The sequence below is a fragment of the Streptomyces sp. NPDC020965 genome, from assembly GCF_044333555.1.
Classification (GTDB): domain Bacteria; phylum Actinomycetota; class Actinomycetes; order Streptomycetales; family Streptomycetaceae; genus Streptomyces.
Genome location: NZ_JBIRRE010000013.1, coordinates 94,936 through 112,939, shown reverse-complemented (window position 1 = coordinate 112,939; position 18,004 = coordinate 94,936). Strand labels below are relative to the sequence as shown.

11 protein-coding genes and 1 pseudogene are annotated in these 18,004 nt (G+C 66.4%); 6 read left to right on the top strand and 6 right to left on the bottom strand.

Features of this window, described 5'->3' with window-relative positions; translation table 11 throughout:
* Positions 1 to 198 precede the first annotated feature (198 nt).
* The 3 genes and pseudogenes from ACH4S7_RS31710 to ACH4S7_RS31700 all read left to right on the top strand — a co-directional run.
* Entirely contained in the window at positions 199 to 798 is a 600-nt protein-coding gene (locus tag ACH4S7_RS31710; protein WP_398524806.1) for an RICIN domain-containing protein, read from the top strand.
* 737 nt (positions 799 to 1,535) lie between these two features.
* Complete coding sequence (locus tag ACH4S7_RS31705) at positions 1,536 to 2,093, top strand: RICIN domain-containing protein (protein WP_398524805.1); 558 nt, start codon at positions 1,536 to 1,538, stop codon at positions 2,091 to 2,093.
* Between the two features lie 258 nt (positions 2,094 to 2,351).
* Positions 2,352 to 2,652: pseudogene (locus ACH4S7_RS31700) on the top strand (transposase); the annotation flags it as partial.
* Positions 2,653 to 2,932: 280 nt separating this feature from the next.
* Here ACH4S7_RS31700 and ACH4S7_RS31695 read toward each other — a convergent pair.
* Together ACH4S7_RS31695 and ACH4S7_RS31690 are read right to left on the bottom strand one after the other, a co-directional pair.
* Complete coding sequence (locus tag ACH4S7_RS31695; protein ID WP_398524804.1) at positions 2,933 to 3,964, bottom strand: YaaC family protein; 1,032 nt, start codon at positions 3,962 to 3,964, stop codon at positions 2,933 to 2,935.
* A 212-nt stretch (positions 3,965 to 4,176) separates the two neighbouring features.
* On the bottom strand, positions 4,177 to 4,986 hold the full coding sequence (locus ACH4S7_RS31690; RefSeq protein WP_398524803.1) for a hypothetical protein: 810 nt from the start codon (positions 4,984 to 4,986) through the stop codon (positions 4,177 to 4,179).
* A 208-nt stretch (positions 4,987 to 5,194) separates the two neighbouring features.
* On the opposite strand from ACH4S7_RS31690, the gene ACH4S7_RS31685 reads away from it, so the two are divergent.
* A complete protein-coding gene (locus tag ACH4S7_RS31685; RefSeq protein ID WP_398524802.1) occupies positions 5,195 to 5,968 on the top strand; it encodes a hypothetical protein in 774 nt (257 codons plus the stop codon).
* A 99-nt stretch (positions 5,969 to 6,067) separates the two neighbouring features.
* On the opposite strand, the gene ACH4S7_RS31680 is transcribed toward ACH4S7_RS31685, so the two are convergent.
* On the bottom strand, positions 6,068 to 7,186 hold the full coding sequence (locus ACH4S7_RS31680; RefSeq protein WP_398524801.1) for a helicase associated domain-containing protein: 1,119 nt from the start codon (positions 7,184 to 7,186) through the stop codon (positions 6,068 to 6,070).
* Between the two features lie 849 nt (positions 7,187 to 8,035).
* On the opposite strand from ACH4S7_RS31680, the gene ACH4S7_RS31675 reads away from it, so the two are divergent.
* Both ACH4S7_RS31675 and ACH4S7_RS31670 read left to right on the top strand, forming a co-directional pair.
* Complete coding sequence (locus ACH4S7_RS31675) at positions 8,036 to 8,989, top strand: hypothetical protein (RefSeq protein WP_398524800.1); 954 nt, start codon at positions 8,036 to 8,038, stop codon at positions 8,987 to 8,989.
* Positions 8,990 to 9,588: 599 nt separating this feature from the next.
* On the top strand, positions 9,589 to 13,632 hold the full coding sequence (locus ACH4S7_RS31670; protein WP_398524799.1) for a hypothetical protein: 4,044 nt from the start codon (positions 9,589 to 9,591) through the stop codon (positions 13,630 to 13,632).
* A 114-nt stretch (positions 13,633 to 13,746) separates the two neighbouring features.
* Here ACH4S7_RS31670 and ACH4S7_RS31665 read toward each other — a convergent pair whose 3' ends face one another.
* The 3 genes from ACH4S7_RS31665 to ACH4S7_RS31655 form a co-directional block, all read right to left on the bottom strand.
* Positions 13,747 to 14,673, bottom strand: a complete 927-nt coding sequence (locus ACH4S7_RS31665) for an IS5 family transposase (protein ID WP_398524798.1) — start codon at positions 14,671 to 14,673, stop codon at positions 13,747 to 13,749.
* A 55-nt stretch (positions 14,674 to 14,728) separates the two neighbouring features.
* Entirely contained in the window at positions 14,729 to 15,151 is a 423-nt protein-coding gene (locus tag ACH4S7_RS31660) for a helicase associated domain-containing protein (protein ID WP_398524892.1), read from the bottom strand.
* Positions 15,152 to 15,342: 191 nt separating this feature from the next.
* A complete protein-coding gene (locus ACH4S7_RS31655) occupies positions 15,343 to 15,894 on the bottom strand; it encodes a YciI family protein (RefSeq protein WP_398524797.1) in 552 nt (183 codons plus the stop codon).
* Positions 15,895 to 18,004: the final 2,110 nt, after the last annotated feature.

Genomic DNA, 18,004 nt, shown 5'->3' with positions numbered 1-18,004 from the left:
GTGTTCGCCGCAGTCTTCCGCCATGTCGTACGCCCGTCCCCGGATTCACCTGAAGGAGACTGTCCGCCGCTCTCTCACTCCGCGGCCCGGGTCTCGCCATACTTCGTATCAGCTCAGCGGGAGCCCCGGACGGTGTCCCTCGTGGCCGGAGCGCCGCCGCGCGCATCCCCCATCTCTTCCTCCTCTTGGAGAGTGCCCATGCCCCCTGTCCGTTCCCGCCGGAGTACCGCCCGTGCCGCCCTCGCCCTGACCGCCCTCGCCACCCTCACCCTCGGCGCCGCCCCGACCACCGGTGCCGCTTCCTCCACCGCTCCTGTCCAGCGGGCGGCTGTGCAGGGGCCGGCGGAGGGCGAGTACACGATTCGTGCGGCTCATTCCGGGAAGTGTCTCGGTCCTGAGGACAACCGGCGCGAGTGGGGCATCCTGCTGGTGCAGCAGCCCTGCGACGGACGACCCACCCAGCGCGTCTACATCGCCCGGATGGGCGAGGACCAGGGACAGGACTACCACTACGTCTTCACCTCCACCGGCTACTGCTGGGGCGCCACCGAGCTAGGGTTTCCCGGGGGCTGGCACATCGACCAGCCCGTCCGCACCGTCGACTGCGGCGAATGGTGGCAGCAGGTCGGGCTTCACTTCCACGCCATGCCCAACGGCACCTGGATGATCACCACCGTCGACAGCGGACTCCAGCAGCCGTGCCTCCACGTCCAGGGCGGCAGCAACAACGACGGCGCTGGTCTCCTCTTCAACGGCTGCGGCCGGCCGGGGGAGCGCTTCGAACTCCGGCCCGTCTGACCCCGCCCCCACCGCCCCGCACGGTGAGCAGCCCGGTCCGGGCCGGAAGATCGAGCTTGCTGCCACCGTGGTGTCCCGGCCGGCCACGACACGGCCGGCCGGGACACTCCCAGCCGCACCGCTGAAGCCCACGCATCACGAGCATGACCGGGCGACCGTCCTGCCCCGGCTCCCGTACGGCGAGGCAGGGTGGGAGACCGGCACGGATGACCCGACCGGTGACGCCGGAGCTCTTCCTCAACGGCCCGATCGCTGCCCCGGTATCCCTTGTGACGGCTCCGGCCCCAGCCGACGGACAGAGGCCGGGGCGGGTATCGGAGGCATGGGGTCAGGCGGGTGTGGCGCCGACGGTGAGGACTTTCAGAAGCTTTTCCTCTTCCGTCTCCGCAGGTGACAGGGGTGCGGTCTGAGAGTTTGCCGGGCTTCGTTCGGGTTGGCGCGGGTGACGGTGAAGGGAACGTCATCGGCCGAGTATGTGGAGGGATGAGTCGCTCCGCCCCGGATCGGACGCGTGTCCTCGAATTCATCCGAAGGGGAGGGCTTCGTCCCCGTTCCGGAACGGGCCTTGTTCCTCATACTTCTTTCAACGCGACTGCGATCAGGGCTTGTTCCCCCCGGCCCGTACGCCACAGCGCCCCCACGCCCTTCCCCCCCCGATGGAGAGTGAACCCATGCCTTTTGCCCGTTCTCGCGCGGTTCGGGGTGTTCTTGCCCTGGCAGCTCTCGCTGTTCTCGGATTGGGTACCACGCCTTCCGCGAGCGCAGCCCCCACGCCGGCCGCCCAGCCGTCGACACCGAGGGCGGCGGAGGGATTCGTCGCCGGTGTCTACAACATCCGTGCGATCCACTCCGGAAAGTGCCTGGCCCCTCAGGACGACAGCACGGGCGAGGGTGTGCCCATTCACCAGCAGCCCTGCGACGGGCGTCCCTCCCAGCGCGTCAGCCTGGAGTACTTCGGTCGCTTCAATGGGTGGGCCCACTACGCCATCGTCACCGACTCCGGAAAGTGCTGGGGCGAAAACCGCGGGATCGATGGCGCTCCTCTTCTTTATGACACCATCTTCACAGCGAGTTGCGACACGTACTGGAAGCGGATCGCCTACTCCCTTCGCAAGGGCCACCCCTGGGATGGGGCGCAGATCCACTCCTTCGACGACCCTGACGAGTACGTGGGCACGCTCTGTCTGCACGTCCACAACGCCTCGGCCGGTGACGGCGCGGGCCTGCTCACCCACTTCTGCAACAACCCCGGCACCGGGTCGCGCAACGACACCTTCGAATTCATCCCGGTCTGACCCCCTGTACCGCCCGGCGGTTCCTCCGAGGTCGTTTTCGCCTGAATGATTGCTATGTAGACGCGTTTCTACCGTCCGGCGATCTGGTGCCGGTGAAGTAGTCGGGTTGGTAGTGGATGTCGTGACGAGTGGTGTGACGCCTGGGGCAGAGAGCGGCTTGCGCCTGTCCCATTCCAGGACGCCCGAGTCTGTTCCGTGCTTCCATGCGGGCGAACGCACGCCTGGGCGCACGCCCCAGACCTGCGGTATGCCCAGGTCATGGCCGACCGTCGCGCGTATCCGAGTGATCTGTCCGATGCCCGCTGGGAGTTGATCGAGCCGGTGCTGTCCGCGTGGCGCTATGAGCGCCACGGCCGGGCGCTGGTCTTCGGCCGGCCCGCCGAGCTCGACCTGCGCGAGATCATGAACGCGATCCTGTACGTGGACCGCACCGGCGTCCAGTGGCGCTACCTGCCGCACGACTTCCCGCACTGGAACAGCGTCTACGGCTACTTCGCCAAGTGGCAGCGTGACGGCGTCTTCGCCCAGCTCAACGGCCTGCTGCGGCACCGAGAGGGTGCTACTCACCCACGACCAGGTGCGGCGGTACGGGCTGCCCGCGACCGGGGGCAAGAGCGGCGACCCGCGGTGGCCCGGCTTCGCCCGCCGCTACGGCTTCAACCCGGCCGGTGCAGTGGGAGGTGGAGGCGCTGGAGCCGGCCGAGCTCCGGCGCCTGGTCCTCGCCGCCGTCCCCCGTACATCGACCGCGACGTCTTCGCCCGACAGATCGCCCACGAGGACAGCAGCGCCGCGCCCTGGAGGAGTTTGTAGGTAGGTGGGAGCGAGTTTCGCTCAGCGTCTACGGCCAGGCGGCGACTTCCTCAATGGTGTCCGCGATCAGTACGGGCAGGTGTTCCATGGCCCGTTCCAGGATCTTCTCGATGGGCACCGCATGTCGGCTGCCGTCCACGTTGATGTGGTTCGCCCACTGGGCGGGCTGGTAACGGGCGAGCATCGAGAGCGCGTACAGCACCGCCCACCACGCCATCAACGGGTGGAGTTCACGCGGCAGGCCCGTGACGGCGGGGAAGAAGTAGCGATGCCCGGCATACTTCCGGGTCATCGCGGACAGGCGCTCTAGGCGCTCCTCTCGAGTGCCTGTCCCTGCGGGCATCTTCCAGTGCATGTAGAGCCAGCCGGCGTCCGGGTGATGACGCACGTAGTCCGGCTCGGCATCGGCTCCCGTCCGGCGACGGGCGAACTCCTCGTACCCGGCGGTGCCGGGGTAGGTCTGCAGGAATTCATCCAGTGCCGCGCGACTGCCGTCGTCTACGACGCGGTCCAGAATGTCGCCGACGTGCAGGGTGAGCAGTGGGTGAAAGTCAGTGCCGTCGATCGAGTCCGCGCTGGCGTACAGGGGCGTGAACCGCTCCCGGTCGGTCAACGGGTACTGCAAGTTGGCAGGGAGGGTGTCCCATACTTCTTCCAGCCGCACCACCGTGTCGTTGCCCCAGACCGGTGACCGCAGCAGCTGGCTGAGCCGCACGAAGCTGCCAGCACTGCCAGCAGGATCCGTGCGGATCTCGATGTCGGCGAAGTCCAAGTGGTAGCCCGAGGCATGGATGCCGTGAGAGGTCAGGTTCCACTCCTCGCCCTTGAGGCCGACGGCCGCGGCCGCAATCGCTCTGCCAGCCTGGCTCAGGCCGTAGAACACAAGCAGGGGGCGGGTCTGCGGGCCCACGACCTCGGCTGCCCTGAACATCTGCTGCGCCTGCTCCAGAGCCGTGGCGTACGTCTTGGCCCGCGCTCCGCCGCTCGCTCTACCCGGCCGGCTGGATCGGCTGGCCCGCAGCCTCTCCCACGCCTCAAGAGGATCTATTTTCATGTACATGGTGGGACGTTATCCAACAGATGGCGGAGTCGGAGTGCGTTCCCACAGGCGGCCCAATCGACCAGCGGGGTGATGCCCCTCAGACTCGCACTACCGGGGCCGTGTGGCTGCAACGTACCAGTGCAACAGCCCCTCGCTTTGCAGACCTGACCTGCGGAAACCAGGCGCGTCAGCGATCTGGCCGAGCGGGTTGCAACAGTCATGCGCGCTGTTCAGATGTCGTCACCGAGGAGGGGGCGTGCGTCTTCGCGGGCTTGTTTGCGCCATTTGTGTTGGCGGTTGATGACGGCGACGGTGCGTCTCTGGATGGTCAGTACTGCAGGCTGTGGATCCTTTCCGTGGTAGGTGCCGAGGGTCTGGACGAGTTCCTCGAACGCGCCCAGCACGGCGAGGACTGACGCGGTGACGATCTCCGGGTCGGCGCGCATGACCGGCTCGTCTTCGTCGAAGCCATAGGCTTGAGCGACCATCCAGACGGTGCTGTGGGACGCGGCGGAGGATATGCGGTACCAAGCCGGGAGGTGGGGCGGCTGCTTCGATGCCTCGGTCAGGTTCACCGTGAACGACGCCTTCACGGACCCCAGCACGGCGGAGTTCGGCCGGCCTTTGCCGTCCAGCCCGATGCTCATTCCCGCGCGCTGAACGGTGCGCGATGCGTCCTCCCAGATCCGGTCCGCCTTCGGAACCGCTTCGGGGCCGACGTCCCTGGCCGCAACCTGATGCTGCCGTGCCCCGTTGAGCCACGCGGCCGCGATCCGTACCGCACGCTGCTCCGGGCTGAGCCCTGCCTCGTAAAGATGGCAGACACGGACCACGCCCTCCTGCACCACGCGGGACAGCGAGACGAGGGACCAAATGGTCACGGGCTCACCGATCAGGGCTCGCTGGATCGTCTGGACGTGGTCGAGAACGTTGCCGAGGGTGACCTGCGTGTTCCAGACCGACCATCCCCACAGCCGACGGCGTGCCGTACGGTGCCGGTGATGCGAGGCCCCAACCCAGTCACCATCGAGCGGTGACATTCCCCCAGTCGTCTCGCCTTCGGCGAGGCTCCCGAGAAAATCGTTCAGGGACCTGCATGCGTGGCGAAGGGTGCGCGCACCCTCGTCGACTATCTCCTTCGGAACTCCCAGACGACGCGGGTCGGGACCGGCAGACGCGTTCACCCCACGACCGTACACGCAGCGTTCTTTCCCTTTGGTGTCAGTGACGGGCCCTACTCTGCCCTTCATGACACAGCCCGGATTCAATGCCGCATACCTGCACCCGCTGTTCGCGGATGTGGAGAGCCTGCGCGGGGAGGGCGCCTACCGGCAGCTGCCGGCACCGCAGCCTTCGAGCAGTCTCGCGACCGACGACGCGCCACTGGGCTCCTACTCGGCGTCGACGCTTATACGCAACTCCTACAGCGCGGGAGTGGCGCACGCCGACGCACTGCGCAGACTGATCCTGGCGGGGGAGGTCGACCCGCAGAGCCCGTGGACCTTGATGCGCGGAGCGTTGGAGAACCTCGCGACCGCCGTCTGGCTCCTGGGCGGCAATGGCCGAACCGAGCGCCGCCGCCGGACCCTTGCCCTGTGGCGTGAGGACATGCGCAACCGGGCCCAGCACGAAGAAGACACAGATCACGTTCCGGGCCCAAGCGGAAAAACCGGCCGCGAGCGCCGACAGGACATCACCAACCTCGCAATTTCCCTGGGCATTCCCGCCACCTCCCTTGCCAAGCCCGAGGCAGGGAAGATCATCGGCGAAGCAGCCCACGACGTCGGCCTCCGAGCCCGCGAGGTCACCGCTGTCTGGCGAGCCGCCTCAGGCTTCGCCCACGGACGCTACTGGCCCAGCCTGCGGGCTTCCACGCCGGTCGACGCCATACAGACCGGCCCCGAGAACTTCATGATGGCCTTGGTCATCGATGAGACGCAGCACCGTCCACTGGCTCAGCACACCCACGCTCTCCTCCAGCACCTCCACACCAGGTACGCAGCGAGAGCCACAGTGCACTGATCCAGGACACCGACAGCGCGAAACCCCGGGCGCCGCCGTGCCGGGGGTTCCTGTGCACTTCGCTTGACCGTCGGGTTCAACGACTCGCCGGAGGCGGTGTCACGCCCATTCGACTCCTGCTTCCCGGAGTACGGTCCGCTGGTGGTGGGTGAGCCGTTCCAGTCTCTGTTTGGTGTTGGTGGCGAACGCACCGAGTTTGACGGTGTGCTCGGCCCCGTCGATGGTGATGTGTTCGGTGTGGGGTCGGGGGACGGTGGTTTTTCCTTCCCGGGCGATGTACTGGGCGTAGGCGGTGACACCGCGCTGGAACGGCGCCGACAGCTTCTCCACCCCGGCCTCCGTCGTGTTCTTCCCGGCCGGGTCGGGGGCGGGCTGCGCGACCGGTGCGATACCGAGTCCGGTCAACCGTTCCCGCTGCTCTTCGGTCAGCTGAGCCCAGGTGGCCGGCTTCTGCTGGCGCACCATCCAGGCCCCCAGATCGTCGCCCTCGAACAGCACACCGGGCTCGATGTGCGGCAGCATTCCGCCCGGCTCCTCGGCAGCGAGGTCGCGGAGGACGGCGTAGTGGCGTTGCCAGTCGAGCGGCCACGGGCACGCCCAGTCCGGGTCGATCGCCGTCATCTGCGCCGCCCTGGCCTCGGCCCGCTCGACGTCCTTCCCCAGCCCGCCCTTCCTGCGCAGGTTGGCCATATGCCGGCCGACCGGCTGCGCCTCCGCCTCGGTCTGGCCCCAGATGGCGTCCTGCCGGGGGGCGAGGTGGCCGTGGGCGCGGTGGTAGGAGCGGAAGAACGCGAGCTTCGTCTCCCAGGCTTCGTCTCCGGGTTCCCAGACCATCCCTTCCTCGTCGAGCAGGATCCGGCGCCGGTCTTCCAGATCCCCGGTGCGGGCCGCGCGGCGCTGCTGTGCTTCCCAGCGTCCGAGGGGGTAGTTCACGACGCCGACGGGCACTTCGGTGTCGTAGGGGGTGGCCACCAGCCCGGTGATGCCGTTTTCGAACCGCCATTTCCGCCGTGCCTCGTACCCCTCGAGCCAGACGAGACTTTCGGGTCGGTAGACGCGGGTGCGGAGGAATGCGGCGATGGTCGCCGGATCCCTCGGAGACGAGAAGTGGAGGAGGGCGGACTCGACCGCGGATTGACTGCCGTCGTCTTGCTGCTCCTGGTCCTCCGCGTCCGTCTCGCCGGTGCGGATGATCTGCCCGTCCGCGTCCCGCGTCACGTGGTGCTGACTCTCACGCCGTTGCCCGGCATGCTTCTCATTCCAATGTCTCTGCCCATGGGTTGTTGATCCCTTGGGAAGCCAGGAAAGTTTGGTGTCCGTGTTGGGTACTTGGTGAGAATTACTTGAGCGCGTCAATGAGAAATGCCTGTTCGGTGAAGCGACAATCGCAATACGGGGTGGGCTCTGACCTGCAGTCTTGTGCGCTGGTGAACGGTGGCCTGACCGAACGTAAGTTCCGGACGGGAGCGTCGTCCCACGGAGCGGAGGTGACTCCGGCTGATGGAGGGTCGTGGAGGATCCAGTGCTGGAAGGCCTGCGAGCGGAGTGGTTTTCGTCTCCACGGGTGCCTGCACGGACCCGTCGACGGTCTGGGGACGCGAACACGCAACCGGTCCGGTGGCCGTCGGACACCGAGTCACCCCCGCTCGCGCGAGGCTCAGCCGGGGGCTGATCCGGCATCGTAGCGAGAGCGAGGGCTCTTTCATTCACTTCGATGATCTTCGACCTTGTGGGGGAGCGCGGTGCCCGATGAGACGGCCGTCGGCGAGCCCCCGTTCGCGCGGGGCTCAGACGTACGCCAGCCCGGGTCTCTCGGCCGGGGACACCCCGCTCGCGTCAGCGCCCCAAGTTCACGAAGGGTGATGTGAAGGCTGGAACAGGCCGAACGGGCAGCACGCCATGTGGCCCGTAGCCGGGCACTGCGGCTGCCACACCGATTGCGGTACGTCCCCACCAGTGCGGCCGGCCGTATGTGCCGCTTCCCGTCAATGCGCGATCCTCATGGAGTTCCGCTCCGGGGGACCGCACTCGTCGCCCATTGTCAGTGGCTGCCGCTAGCGTGATCGCATGGCTCTCAAGCGGGTGTATCTGGACCAGCGGGACTGGGTTGCCCTCGCCCGCCAGCACTACGGGCGATCGCATGACGACGCGATCGCGGGCATCCTGGCGATGGTACGAGAGGCCTCCGAGTCCGGGCATGCCTCGTTCCCCCTGTCGGCCGTCCATTACCAAGAGACCTACCATCAACGGGACCCTGACAGACGCCGCCGCCTCGGTGCTTTCATGGCCGAAATCTCCCGGTACCACACGATCGCGGGCGCCCCCGACCTCTTGGCCGCCGAAGTGCACGTCGCAGTCTCCGTCCTGACCGGCGCCACACCGAACCACGCCCCCGTGCCCTTCGGAATTGGCGCCAACCACGCCTTCAAGCAAATGAAGGGCTACTTCACTAACCCGGAAACGGAACGGCGCGCTATCGCACAGTTCGGCGCGGATGCTGTGGCCGACCACTTCGAGAAGGCCCTGCTCATGGGGCCAGAGGAGCAGCTACCCGCCGCCGGAATCGCCCTGCCCACTCGAGAGTTCAGCCAACGTCAGCTCGACTTCGAACGAGAGACAGCGCGCAAACTAAGGCATTGGGGCCACACAAGCGACCGCGCTCACCGCCTCGTACTGGCTCAGGAAGCTCACGACATCATTGCTCCTCTCAACGCTGAGATAGCGGCAGGCAGCCACATCCGTGCTCTGGTCGACGACCGGGCCGCACTCACCGACTTCATGATGTCTCTGCCCGCGAAAGCAGCAATCTGCCGGATGCGGATGTCCGCCCATGAAGACAAGAACTTCCGCTGGCATCTCGGTGACCTCAACGACATCACCGCCCTGGGCACAGCTGCCGCATACTGCGACATCGTGGTCGGCGAAAAGCACTGGGGCAGCATCCTGCGCAGACACGCCCCCCACTTGACTGCCCACGTCACATCAGACCTGCGCGATCTACCACAGCTGTTGCTCAAGTGACCTAACTGGCTGACCTAACTGGCAGCGGTAAAGCTTCCCCGTGGCAGAGTTGCCCAGCTGCTCCTACCAAGGCATTGATGTCCTGGTTTGGTGTCAGCGGGTCGCGGTCAGTGACAGCACGTAAGTGTCCCATGTTCCGGCTGGTGGGGACTGGCTCGGAGTTCGGTCACTGCCGTGGGCCGGTATGCGGAATCGGTGATGCTGTCCCGGGGCGGTGTGAGCGGGTGTGCGTGGCAGTGGTTGTGCGTCAGCGGTGTTCGGTTGTTGATTGGCTGGTCATGCGGTGTGGGCGTGTGCTGGTGTGCTGTCATGAGGTGACCAGCTGCTGTTTAGCAGTGGGGGCTGGGCGGGTTGGCTGTCGTGGGGGCGGCTGTTCCAATCGGAGTTCTCGGAGGCTAGTGCTCGGTATGCGACGACGGCGATCTGTTCAGGTGCTGCGAGGCGACGCTGAGGGTCGCAGGAAGGCCCTGACCCGCCTGCCTGAGGGCGGTGAGAATGGTCCGATGCGATATGCGTGGCAACGGTCTTTGCGACCCCTGCAGGCCGACAGCGGCAGCCGGCCTGATGCGTTTGATCGAGGAGGAAGGGCCGGCAGTCCGGTGCGGCTGGACGAGATGCGGGATGTACAGGTCGTTGTGGTGTTGGGGGAGCGCGGTGCGGGCAAGTCCGTGACTCTGGAACAGGAACACGGTCTGCTCAGCGACGGTGGCGCTGATGTTGCGCCATGGCTGCATCTGGGCCGGGATGTTGCCGACACGGCCACGGCAACCAGTACTCTGCAGCAGCATCTGTACGGGCATGGAGATGGGCCGCGGCATGTGCTGCTGGACGGGCTGGATGAGGGCCTGAACGACATCCCCGGCCTCGACAGAGTCCTCCTTCTCCAGCTCCGGGCGTTGTCTGAGCCGCAGCGTGAAAGGCTGCGTCTGCGGATCACCTGCCGTACCACCCGCTGGCCCGAGGCACTGGACAGCGGGTTGCGTGCACTATGGCCTGATACGGGCCAGGTGGCGTTGATGGCGCTGGAGCCCCTGACCGTGCACGATGTGGAGAGCGCCGCCCGGCAGCGAGACCTGGACGGGGCAGCGTTCACCCAGGAGGTGAGCGACCGGGGCCTTGCCGCCCTCGCAGAGCAGCCGGTCACGCTGATCCCGCTGCTGGATGCTCGGGCCGACGGAGAAGAACTTCCCAGGACTGTGGCAGACGCCTACGACCAGGCCTGTCGCAGGCTGTGCACGGAGACCTGGTCGCAGGGGTTTGCACTGCGCCAGGAACGGCCTCCGGTGGACCACCTGCTGCATGTGGCCCGCTGGGCGGCCTCCGCTCTGCAGTTCGGACGCGTGCCAGCCCTCGCCGACCGGGAGCCGGCGCGAGAGGGCGAACTACACCTCGACAGCCTGGTCGGCCCCGCTCTCCCTGGCCCGGTGCCGCAACTGGAGTGCCGCCGTCACGAGCTGCTGCACTTGACCGAGTCTTCCTTGCTGACACCGGTGGGTCAGCGGGGCTGGGTGTTCGCCCACCGCAGCTACCAGGAACACCTGGCGGCGCAGTACCTGCGCGAGTTCATCGCGCCGGCGGTGCGAAGCGAGCTCTTGTGGGCAGGCAGCGGCCCGGCACGCCATATCGTGCCGGAGCACGAGGAGATCGCCGCCCGCTTGGCGGCCGACGACCCGGAGCTGTTCGAGGATCTACTTGTCCACGATCCCCGGGTCCTTCTCCTGGCCGACCTGCCCTCACAGCCAGCCGAAAGCCGACAACGAGCCACCCAGGCACTTCTTGACACGGCCCCCGACGAGGGCTTCGACCGCCTCGACTTCGCGCTCCTCAAGCGGCTGACCCACCCCACTTTGGCGGGGCAGCTGGAGCCGTTCCTGGTCCGCGACGCTGACCCGGACCAGACGTACCTGGCTTTGTGGATTGCTGCACAGTGCCGACTAGCCCAGCTGACGCCCACCCTGCTGTTGTTCGCGGAGGACACCACGCTGCCGACACGGCTACGCTCCTTCGCCCTGCACGCGATCGCCGAAGAGACCGTCCACGGCGACGAGGCTGTTGCCCGGCTGCGCGCTCTTGCCGCGGACGCAAAGACCAGCATTGCCACAGCAGCGCTCGATCACCTATGGCCGCAGCACTTGCCACTGACCGAGTACCTCGACCTGCTGCCAGCCCGACGGACATTCGCCCACCGACGGCAGATGGAGAAGGCCATGGACATGGTCACGGCAGAGCATGTCAACGAGGTCCTGGCATGGTGCATCACGACCCTCAAAGACCAAAACTCCAAATCCCTGATCGCTATCGCGCTGTTGGTGAGGTGCATCCACCACATTGGCCACCGTGGCCCCGGCAGTTCGGCGCCCGGCCAGGAGCGGGCAGGCCAGGCGCTCATCGCTCTGGCGGACTATCCGGAGCTGTCCCATACCAGCGACTCTCACGCCCCGCTCGAGCACCTGCGCGACTCCTTGGGTGGTGTGCCCGCTCTGCGCCGCAGCCTTGCGGACTACATCCTGCGCCACGGCCGCCAGGAGCATGTCTTCGAACTCGCTTTCATCACGCCAGAGGTGGGACTGTTCCCGAAGGAGGACTTGCTGTACTGGGCCGAGCGCTGGCCGAACCTGCCACAAGCGATGCGGCGTACAGCACAACCGCTCCTCAGCCGCTTGGAGCGGCCGGACGATGCCCGGCTGCGCGAGGCCCTTGAACAGGCCCGGCAAGCCGATGACGAGCTCAGGGACGCCACCGCGTGGTGGGACTCTCCGCCCCCCGAGCGGGAGTGGAAGTTGCGTAGACAGAAGCGCGAGGAAGAGCAGCGGCGCCGCAACACCTTCGACGAGGATCAGTTCACCGCAGCGCTGGAGGCAGTCCACACTGCCGCCCCGGACGAGGTCCGCGCAGCCTGGCTCACGGTCCTTGGCCACCTTTACCGCACCAGCGACGGCCGGACCGCCGAACAAACTTTCTCCCTTAACGCAGTCGCCGCAGCACCGTCATGCCCGTCTGAGGGCAGCCCACTGCACGCGAAGCTGCTCCAAGCTGCCCTGCGTGTCCTGGCCGACGCCCCCGCATGGAGGCCGCACGACGTCTCGGATTGGGGCACTGAGTGGATCGAAGTACCAGAGCTGACCGCGGCCGCGTTCGTGTCTATCGACTCTTGGCAGGCCGTAGTGCCCGCAACAGAGATCGAGCGATGGACAGGCTGGGCTCTCGCGCTGGCCACAATGAGACTTCCCGCACAGGAGGCGGATCTGCACCACAGCCTCTTCAAGCGGTCTGCTCGTCACGCCAGCGCCACGTTTGAGGCCGCGCTTGCAGCATGCCTGGACCGCCTCGACCCCTACCCACTCACCGAGCTGGCCCGGTTCCTGCACACCTTGGATGCGGCAGAAACCCTTGTCATTCTGAGGGACTGGGCCTCTGCACCAGGCCGCGATGATGCAGCCTGGGCCGCCGTGATGCTCCCCCTGTCTGACCTGGGTGACACCGCTGCTCTCGCCCGGGTCAAAGACACCGTGGCCGCTGCCCCGCCCCATGAAGGCCCACGACCTGATTCGGGGCGCTGGGTCACCGCAGTCCTCACCCTCATGTCCTATGCCGACCTCCTGGAAAGCTGGCCGCCGATCCGCCGGGCGTTCGACGATCCCGAGCTGTTCCGAGCAGTGATCGACAGGTTGTTGATCACCAGGGGCTCCAGCCGCTGGCCCTCAGGAATGGCCGGACTCGATGTAGACGATCTCGCCGATCTCTACGCACGCTTGTCCGAACGCGAGGAACTGCGCCAGCCCCCGCCCGAGCACGAGCCCGGAGTCGCCTACACAGTTACCCGCGAAGAAACCCTCCACGACCTAGCCGACGCCCTGCCCCAGCTCATCGCGGACAAACACACCCAACAAGCTGCCGACCAACTGAGTCAACTGGCCGCCTCCACAACCCGCCACACGTCATGGCTGCGGCGCCTGGTCCGCCGCACCACCCGCCATGCGGCCCAGCGACAGAGCCCGCCACTGCCCACACACCGGCTGAGGAAACTGGCAGCCGATCACAGCCTGCGCGTGATCACCGACGAAGCCCAACTCCTCGACGTCGTCATGGAAGCCATCGACCGCGTCCAGGAAGCACTCTCGGGCCCCAACGGAATGGCCATCCTGCTATGGAACCGCGCTGCCGCAACCGACTACAACGCGATGTGGCCGACATGGGAAGAAGACTTCAGCGACCACGTCATGGGCCTACTCAAGATCAACCTCAGCGGCCAGCGCATCATCCTCAACCGCGAGGTCCAAGTCGACCGCCCGGGCGCCGGAGGAAGCCGCACAGACATTCACATCCAAGCTGCCGACCCCTCCCACAACACCGAGCCGTTCACCGTGATCATCGAAGCAAAAGGCTGCTGGAACCGGACCCTGCACACAGCCCTCACCGATCAGCTGGTCAACCGCTACCTGCGCCGCCCCCGCACCGCAGGCATCTTCCTTATCGGCTTCTTCGACTGCGACCAGTGGCGCTCCGAGCGACGGAAACGCTGCTCGCCCGCCCACACCCCGCGGCAGATCGAGCACGAGCAACAGAAACTGGCCGCACAGCAAGACGTGCTAGTCCGCGCACGGGTCCTCGACTGCCGGCCGCCCGGAACCCAGACCGACTAACCTTCGGTCCCCCTCCGAGGCAGCGCCGGGTCGCCAACCCTTTCGGGCGCCGACCGCGGAGCGGTGGGTGGTGCGTGGAGCTGTTCGGGGGTGAGTTAGGCGGTGTTTCTTGGATCATGTGCGGAGCCAGATCATGAGGGCTGCGAGGGTGACGGTGCCGAGGTAGATGTAGGCGCGTTTCTCGTAGCGGGTGGCGACGGCCCGGAAGCCCTTGAGGCGGTTGATGCCGCGTTCGACGGTGTTGCGTTTCTTGTATCGCTCGCTGTCGAAGCCGGTGGGCCGTCCGCCTCGGGACCCTCGGTTCTTTCGGTGTCTTTGCTGGTCGAGGCGTTCGGGGATGGTGTGCCGGATTCCGCGTCGTCGCAGGTATCGGCGGTTTCTCCGTGATGTGTAGGCCTTGTCCGCCAGGACATGCCCGGGCCGGGTCCGGGGCCGTCCGACTCCGGCCCGGGGCACGGAGACTTGTTCCAGCACGTGCTCGAGCTGGGGGCTGTCTCCGTAGTGTCCGGGTGTCGGGACGATGGCGAGGGGGCGGCACCGTCCGTCGGCGGCGAGGTGGATCTTGGTGGTGAATCCTCCGCGGGAACGTCCCAGGCATTTGCCGATCTGACCACCTCCTCCAGACGGACGGCCAGTTTCCGGAGTGCCGGATCGACCTGGTTCGTCCCCCGGTCGGCCCCCTTTTGAGGCACCGCGGGGGGCTTTCCTCGCGCCGGCGGCGTGCTGGTGGGCCCGCACCACGGTCGAGTCCACCGACACATCCCAGTCGATGCCACCCACAGCATCCTCCCCGGCCTGGACGCGAGACAGCAGCATCTTCCATGTTCCATCCGCTGACCAGCGGCGATGCCGTTTATAGACCGTTTCCCATGGCCCGAACCGCTCCGGCAGGTCCCGCCACTGGACACCTGTCCGCACCCGATAGAGGACCCCATTGATCACTCGCCGGTGATCACTCCACCGGCCTCCGCGCGCACCGCCAGGAGGCAGGAACGACTCCAGCCGGCCCCACTCCGCATTCGTCAGATCCCCACGGCCCATACAGCCAGCCTCACCCCAACACCCCACTCACGTCCGGAGATCCGAGAAACAGTGCCTAGTCCCGCCGGCTCTTGGTGTTGGAGATCCATACGCCGAGTTTGACGATCACCGGTTCCGTCTGGCCGTCGACCGTGATCTCTTCAGCGTGGCCGCGCGGTACAGGCCGATGACCTTCCCACTCCACCCACTGCGCAAGGGCCGTCAAGCCGCGCTGGAACGCCTGCTGCGCCTTGCCCGGGCCCTTCCGCACCCTGGGCCGACGGGGCCGGAGACGGTGCCTGGATGGGCTCACGCCCAGCTTGGACAGCCGCTCCTGCTGCTCGGTCGACAGCAGCTTCCAGGTGCCCGGATTCTTCTGTCGCTGGAGCCACTTGCTCAGGTCGTCTCCCTCGAACAGCACCCCTGGTGCGATGGTCGGCAGGACGCCGTCGGGGTCGACCAGGTCCGCGAGGACGCGGTAGTGCCGCTGCCAGTCCAGGGGTCACGGGCAGTTCCAGTTGCTGACTCTCACTTCGTAGCCCAAGGAAATTCTCGCTGAGCAATCCGTGCGCTCGCTCGTATGATTGCGGCCAGTTGGTTCTCCCCGCCCGTGGCCACTTCAGCTCCCCGTTGTGGCCACTTCCTCTACAGAGCGTGATGCGCCCGCGATGGCACCGATGGGCGCCTCGTTCATGATGGCCGCCCGCCGGACTCCCAGTTGTGCACCTCGATGTCGGCGTACCGGTCGTGTGTGAGGATGGCGCGTGCGGTGGCCGGGTCCGGGGCCCGGAGCAACGCCGCCGTGCCCAGCCAGAGAGTCCCGTCGTCGGACAGCAGCGGTCCGTAGGCAATCAGCTCCTTCGGCTCGGGCGGCAGCGCGAGGTCGGCGGCCTCTCCTGTGCCGAGGCCGAGCACCAGGTATCGGTTGCCTCCAGTCCGGCCGCCGGGGAAGTCCCACATGGTGCGCCCCAGGGCGTTGTGCCACCGTCGCACGAGTACGTCCCGGTAGGCGCCGGCCTGGTAGTTCGGCTCGTCGAAGGCGAACGCGCGGGCGGTAGCGGGATCGGGCAGGTCGAGGATGTGCACGCTGCCGGTGAGGGTCTCGCCGTCGTCAGCGAAGGTCGGCCCTCGGGCGATCATCTCCTTCGCGAATCCGTCCATGTAGGACGAGTGTGCATCGTTCAGTTCGTAGCGCAGCGACAGTGAGCCAGTGCGATCGCGGTGGTAGCAGAGGAACTCCATGGCCGCAGTGTTCCCTTGAACAGGCGCCGATGGCGAGGGGTTTCACTGCGATGACCGCACGGCGGACTCGCGCGAGTCGTCGAAGACCGCCCAGGGTTGCGACTACTGAGTGTGGCAATCCAGTGGGGAATCACGCTGGCCGTACACGGGGATTCTCCACTGGCCGCCGACACTCGTAAGAGGCCTCTTCAGCGACGCGATAATCCAATACGATAGGTCTGTTGACCTCGCCTTATAAATGGGCGGTTGCTCGCCGTCGAGGGATCGACCGGCCCTGGATCGTGGAGCTGGCACCCACGTGCGGGGTCGATGCCGTGCGGAGGGTGCTTCGAGACGACGACCAAGTCACCCTGGCTTGCGTGGGGCAGAACTGCAGCGCAACGAGCGCGTGAGCCCGTTCTGCTTCAGTTCTGCACAGTCGAAGAGCCTGCGAGTCCGCCAGGCCCCCTGCTTGCGCGAGGTTGAGGTGAAGGGGCTCCCTCGAACCACCCTCGTACGTGTCACTCCTGTTTCCATAGGAGGTCAGCCGCAGATGATGTCGGTCACCCTCGCTCGCGCGAGGTGGGCACGACCAAAGTCGCGCGGATCATTGTGCCCGTCGTGTCACCTCTACTGACGCGGAGTATGGATATGGAATTGATCAGGGGAGCCCATATCTGAGTGAGCAGGTGTCACCCCTGCTTGCGCGGGGCGGGGGGCTATGCCTTTCGTCAAGGTGTCTGGGTATGGTTTGCGTTGGATTGGGGTTTTTGGGGTTATGTGGCGAGTTCGATGTCCTTGGGCGTCCCGGGTAGTGCGGTCGGGGATCCGTGGCGTTCCAGCAGCGTGGCGTCACCCTTGCTCGCGCGGTGTTGAGGCCGACCACTGGGAGATCGACGTCTCCACACTCGTGTCACCCCTGCTCGCGCGGGGTTGAGACCATGACGCTGACGTGAGGCAGGGCGCACTTGTGTCACCTCCGCTCTCGTAGGCCGAGCAGCCTGATCTGATTGTGCGCAGCGGAGACCTTGGATCATCCCTGCTCGCGCGGGGTTGAGATGCCAGCGCGCGCGCCAGTGATCCCGTATGTCGTGTCACCCCTGCTTCCGCAGGGTCGAGATCATCGGTGAGCGTGGGGTTGAAGCAGTGTGCGTGTCACTCCCGCTCGCGCGGGGTTGAGGCTTGCTGAGCTTGTAGTTCAGCAAGGGCATGGGCCTGTTTTCGTTCGGTTCGGTACGGTCAAAATGCCATACGGTCCGCTGTGTCTTACTGTCGTGGGAGATTAGTCGCAGATGACTGACCTTGCAGGATCATCCTGATCTCGCGCGGGGTCAAGGTGCTGCATGCCGTCATGTCACCCCTCGCTTGCGCGGGTTCGGGTCTTCACCAGGTTCGATGTCACGCAGACAGGTGGTGTCACTCCTGCACGCGCAGGGCTTGGACCGAATAGAACTATCACGAGGGCACATGCGTGGAGTTGCCCCTGCTCGCGCGGGGCGGATGACCCGGAGCTGTTCGGGGCCCTGTGCGACTTCGAGTCACCCCTGCTCGCGCGGGGCGGATGCTTGCTGGCCAGCAGCGTAGCGAGCACGTGGGCCTATTTTCTTCAGCTCTGCATGGCCGGCGAGCTCTGCGAGTCCGTCAAGTCGTCTTCTTGTACGGAGTTGAGTCGCTCGTGCTTCTGCGGGAAGTCCGCCGCAGTTGGTTCGATCAGGGAAAGTTCGAGCCACCTCTGCTGAAGCGGAGTAAGAGATGGGCCAAGGCAGTCCCCATTTGAGCCAGCAGGTGTCACCCCTGCTCGCGCGGGGCCAAGGTGTTCCACCAGCGTGTGCAGGAGGTTGAGGCGGAGTCACTGGCCAGCCGCAGATGGTCGTCGTCGATCAGGGCAAGCTTGAGTCAACCGCGCTCGCGCGGGGCTGAGAGGAAGACGGTCGAGCGGTCCTGCTGGGTGAAGGTGTCACCCCTGCTTGCGCGGGGCTTGTGGGCTGCGCTGCCTCAGGGTGTGTGAGCACATCAGTGTCACCCCTGCTCGCGCGGGGTCGGGATCAGCGCGTGCTCAATCCGCCAGCCAGCTGCCGCGTTGCCCCTTCTCACACGGCTGCAGCGGCGACGCTGCAGACTAACCGCTCAC

Excerpts from the sequence above, each read along its gene's own strand:
- ACH4S7_RS31710 (WP_398524806.1), top strand. The coding sequence starts at position 199 with ATGCCCCCTGTCCGTTCCCGCCGGAGTACCGCCCGTGCCGCCCTCGCC.
- ACH4S7_RS31695 (WP_398524804.1), bottom strand. The coding sequence starts at position 3,964 with ATGTACATGAAAATAGATCCTCTTGAGGCGTGGGAGAGGCTGCGGGCC.
- ACH4S7_RS31690 (WP_398524803.1), bottom strand. The coding sequence starts at position 4,986 with ATGTCACCGCTCGATGGTGACTGGGTTGGGGCCTCGCATCACCGGCAC.
- ACH4S7_RS31685 (WP_398524802.1), top strand. The coding sequence starts at position 5,195 with ATGACACAGCCCGGATTCAATGCCGCATACCTGCACCCGCTGTTCGCG.
- ACH4S7_RS31675 (WP_398524800.1), top strand. The coding sequence starts at position 8,036 with ATGGCTCTCAAGCGGGTGTATCTGGACCAGCGGGACTGGGTTGCCCTC.
- ACH4S7_RS31665 (WP_398524798.1), bottom strand. The coding sequence starts at position 14,673 with ATGGGCCGTGGGGATCTGACGAATGCGGAGTGGGGCCGGCTGGAGTCG.
- ACH4S7_RS31655 (WP_398524797.1), bottom strand. The coding sequence starts at position 15,894 with ATGGAGTTCCTCTGCTACCACCGCGATCGCACTGGCTCACTGTCGCTG.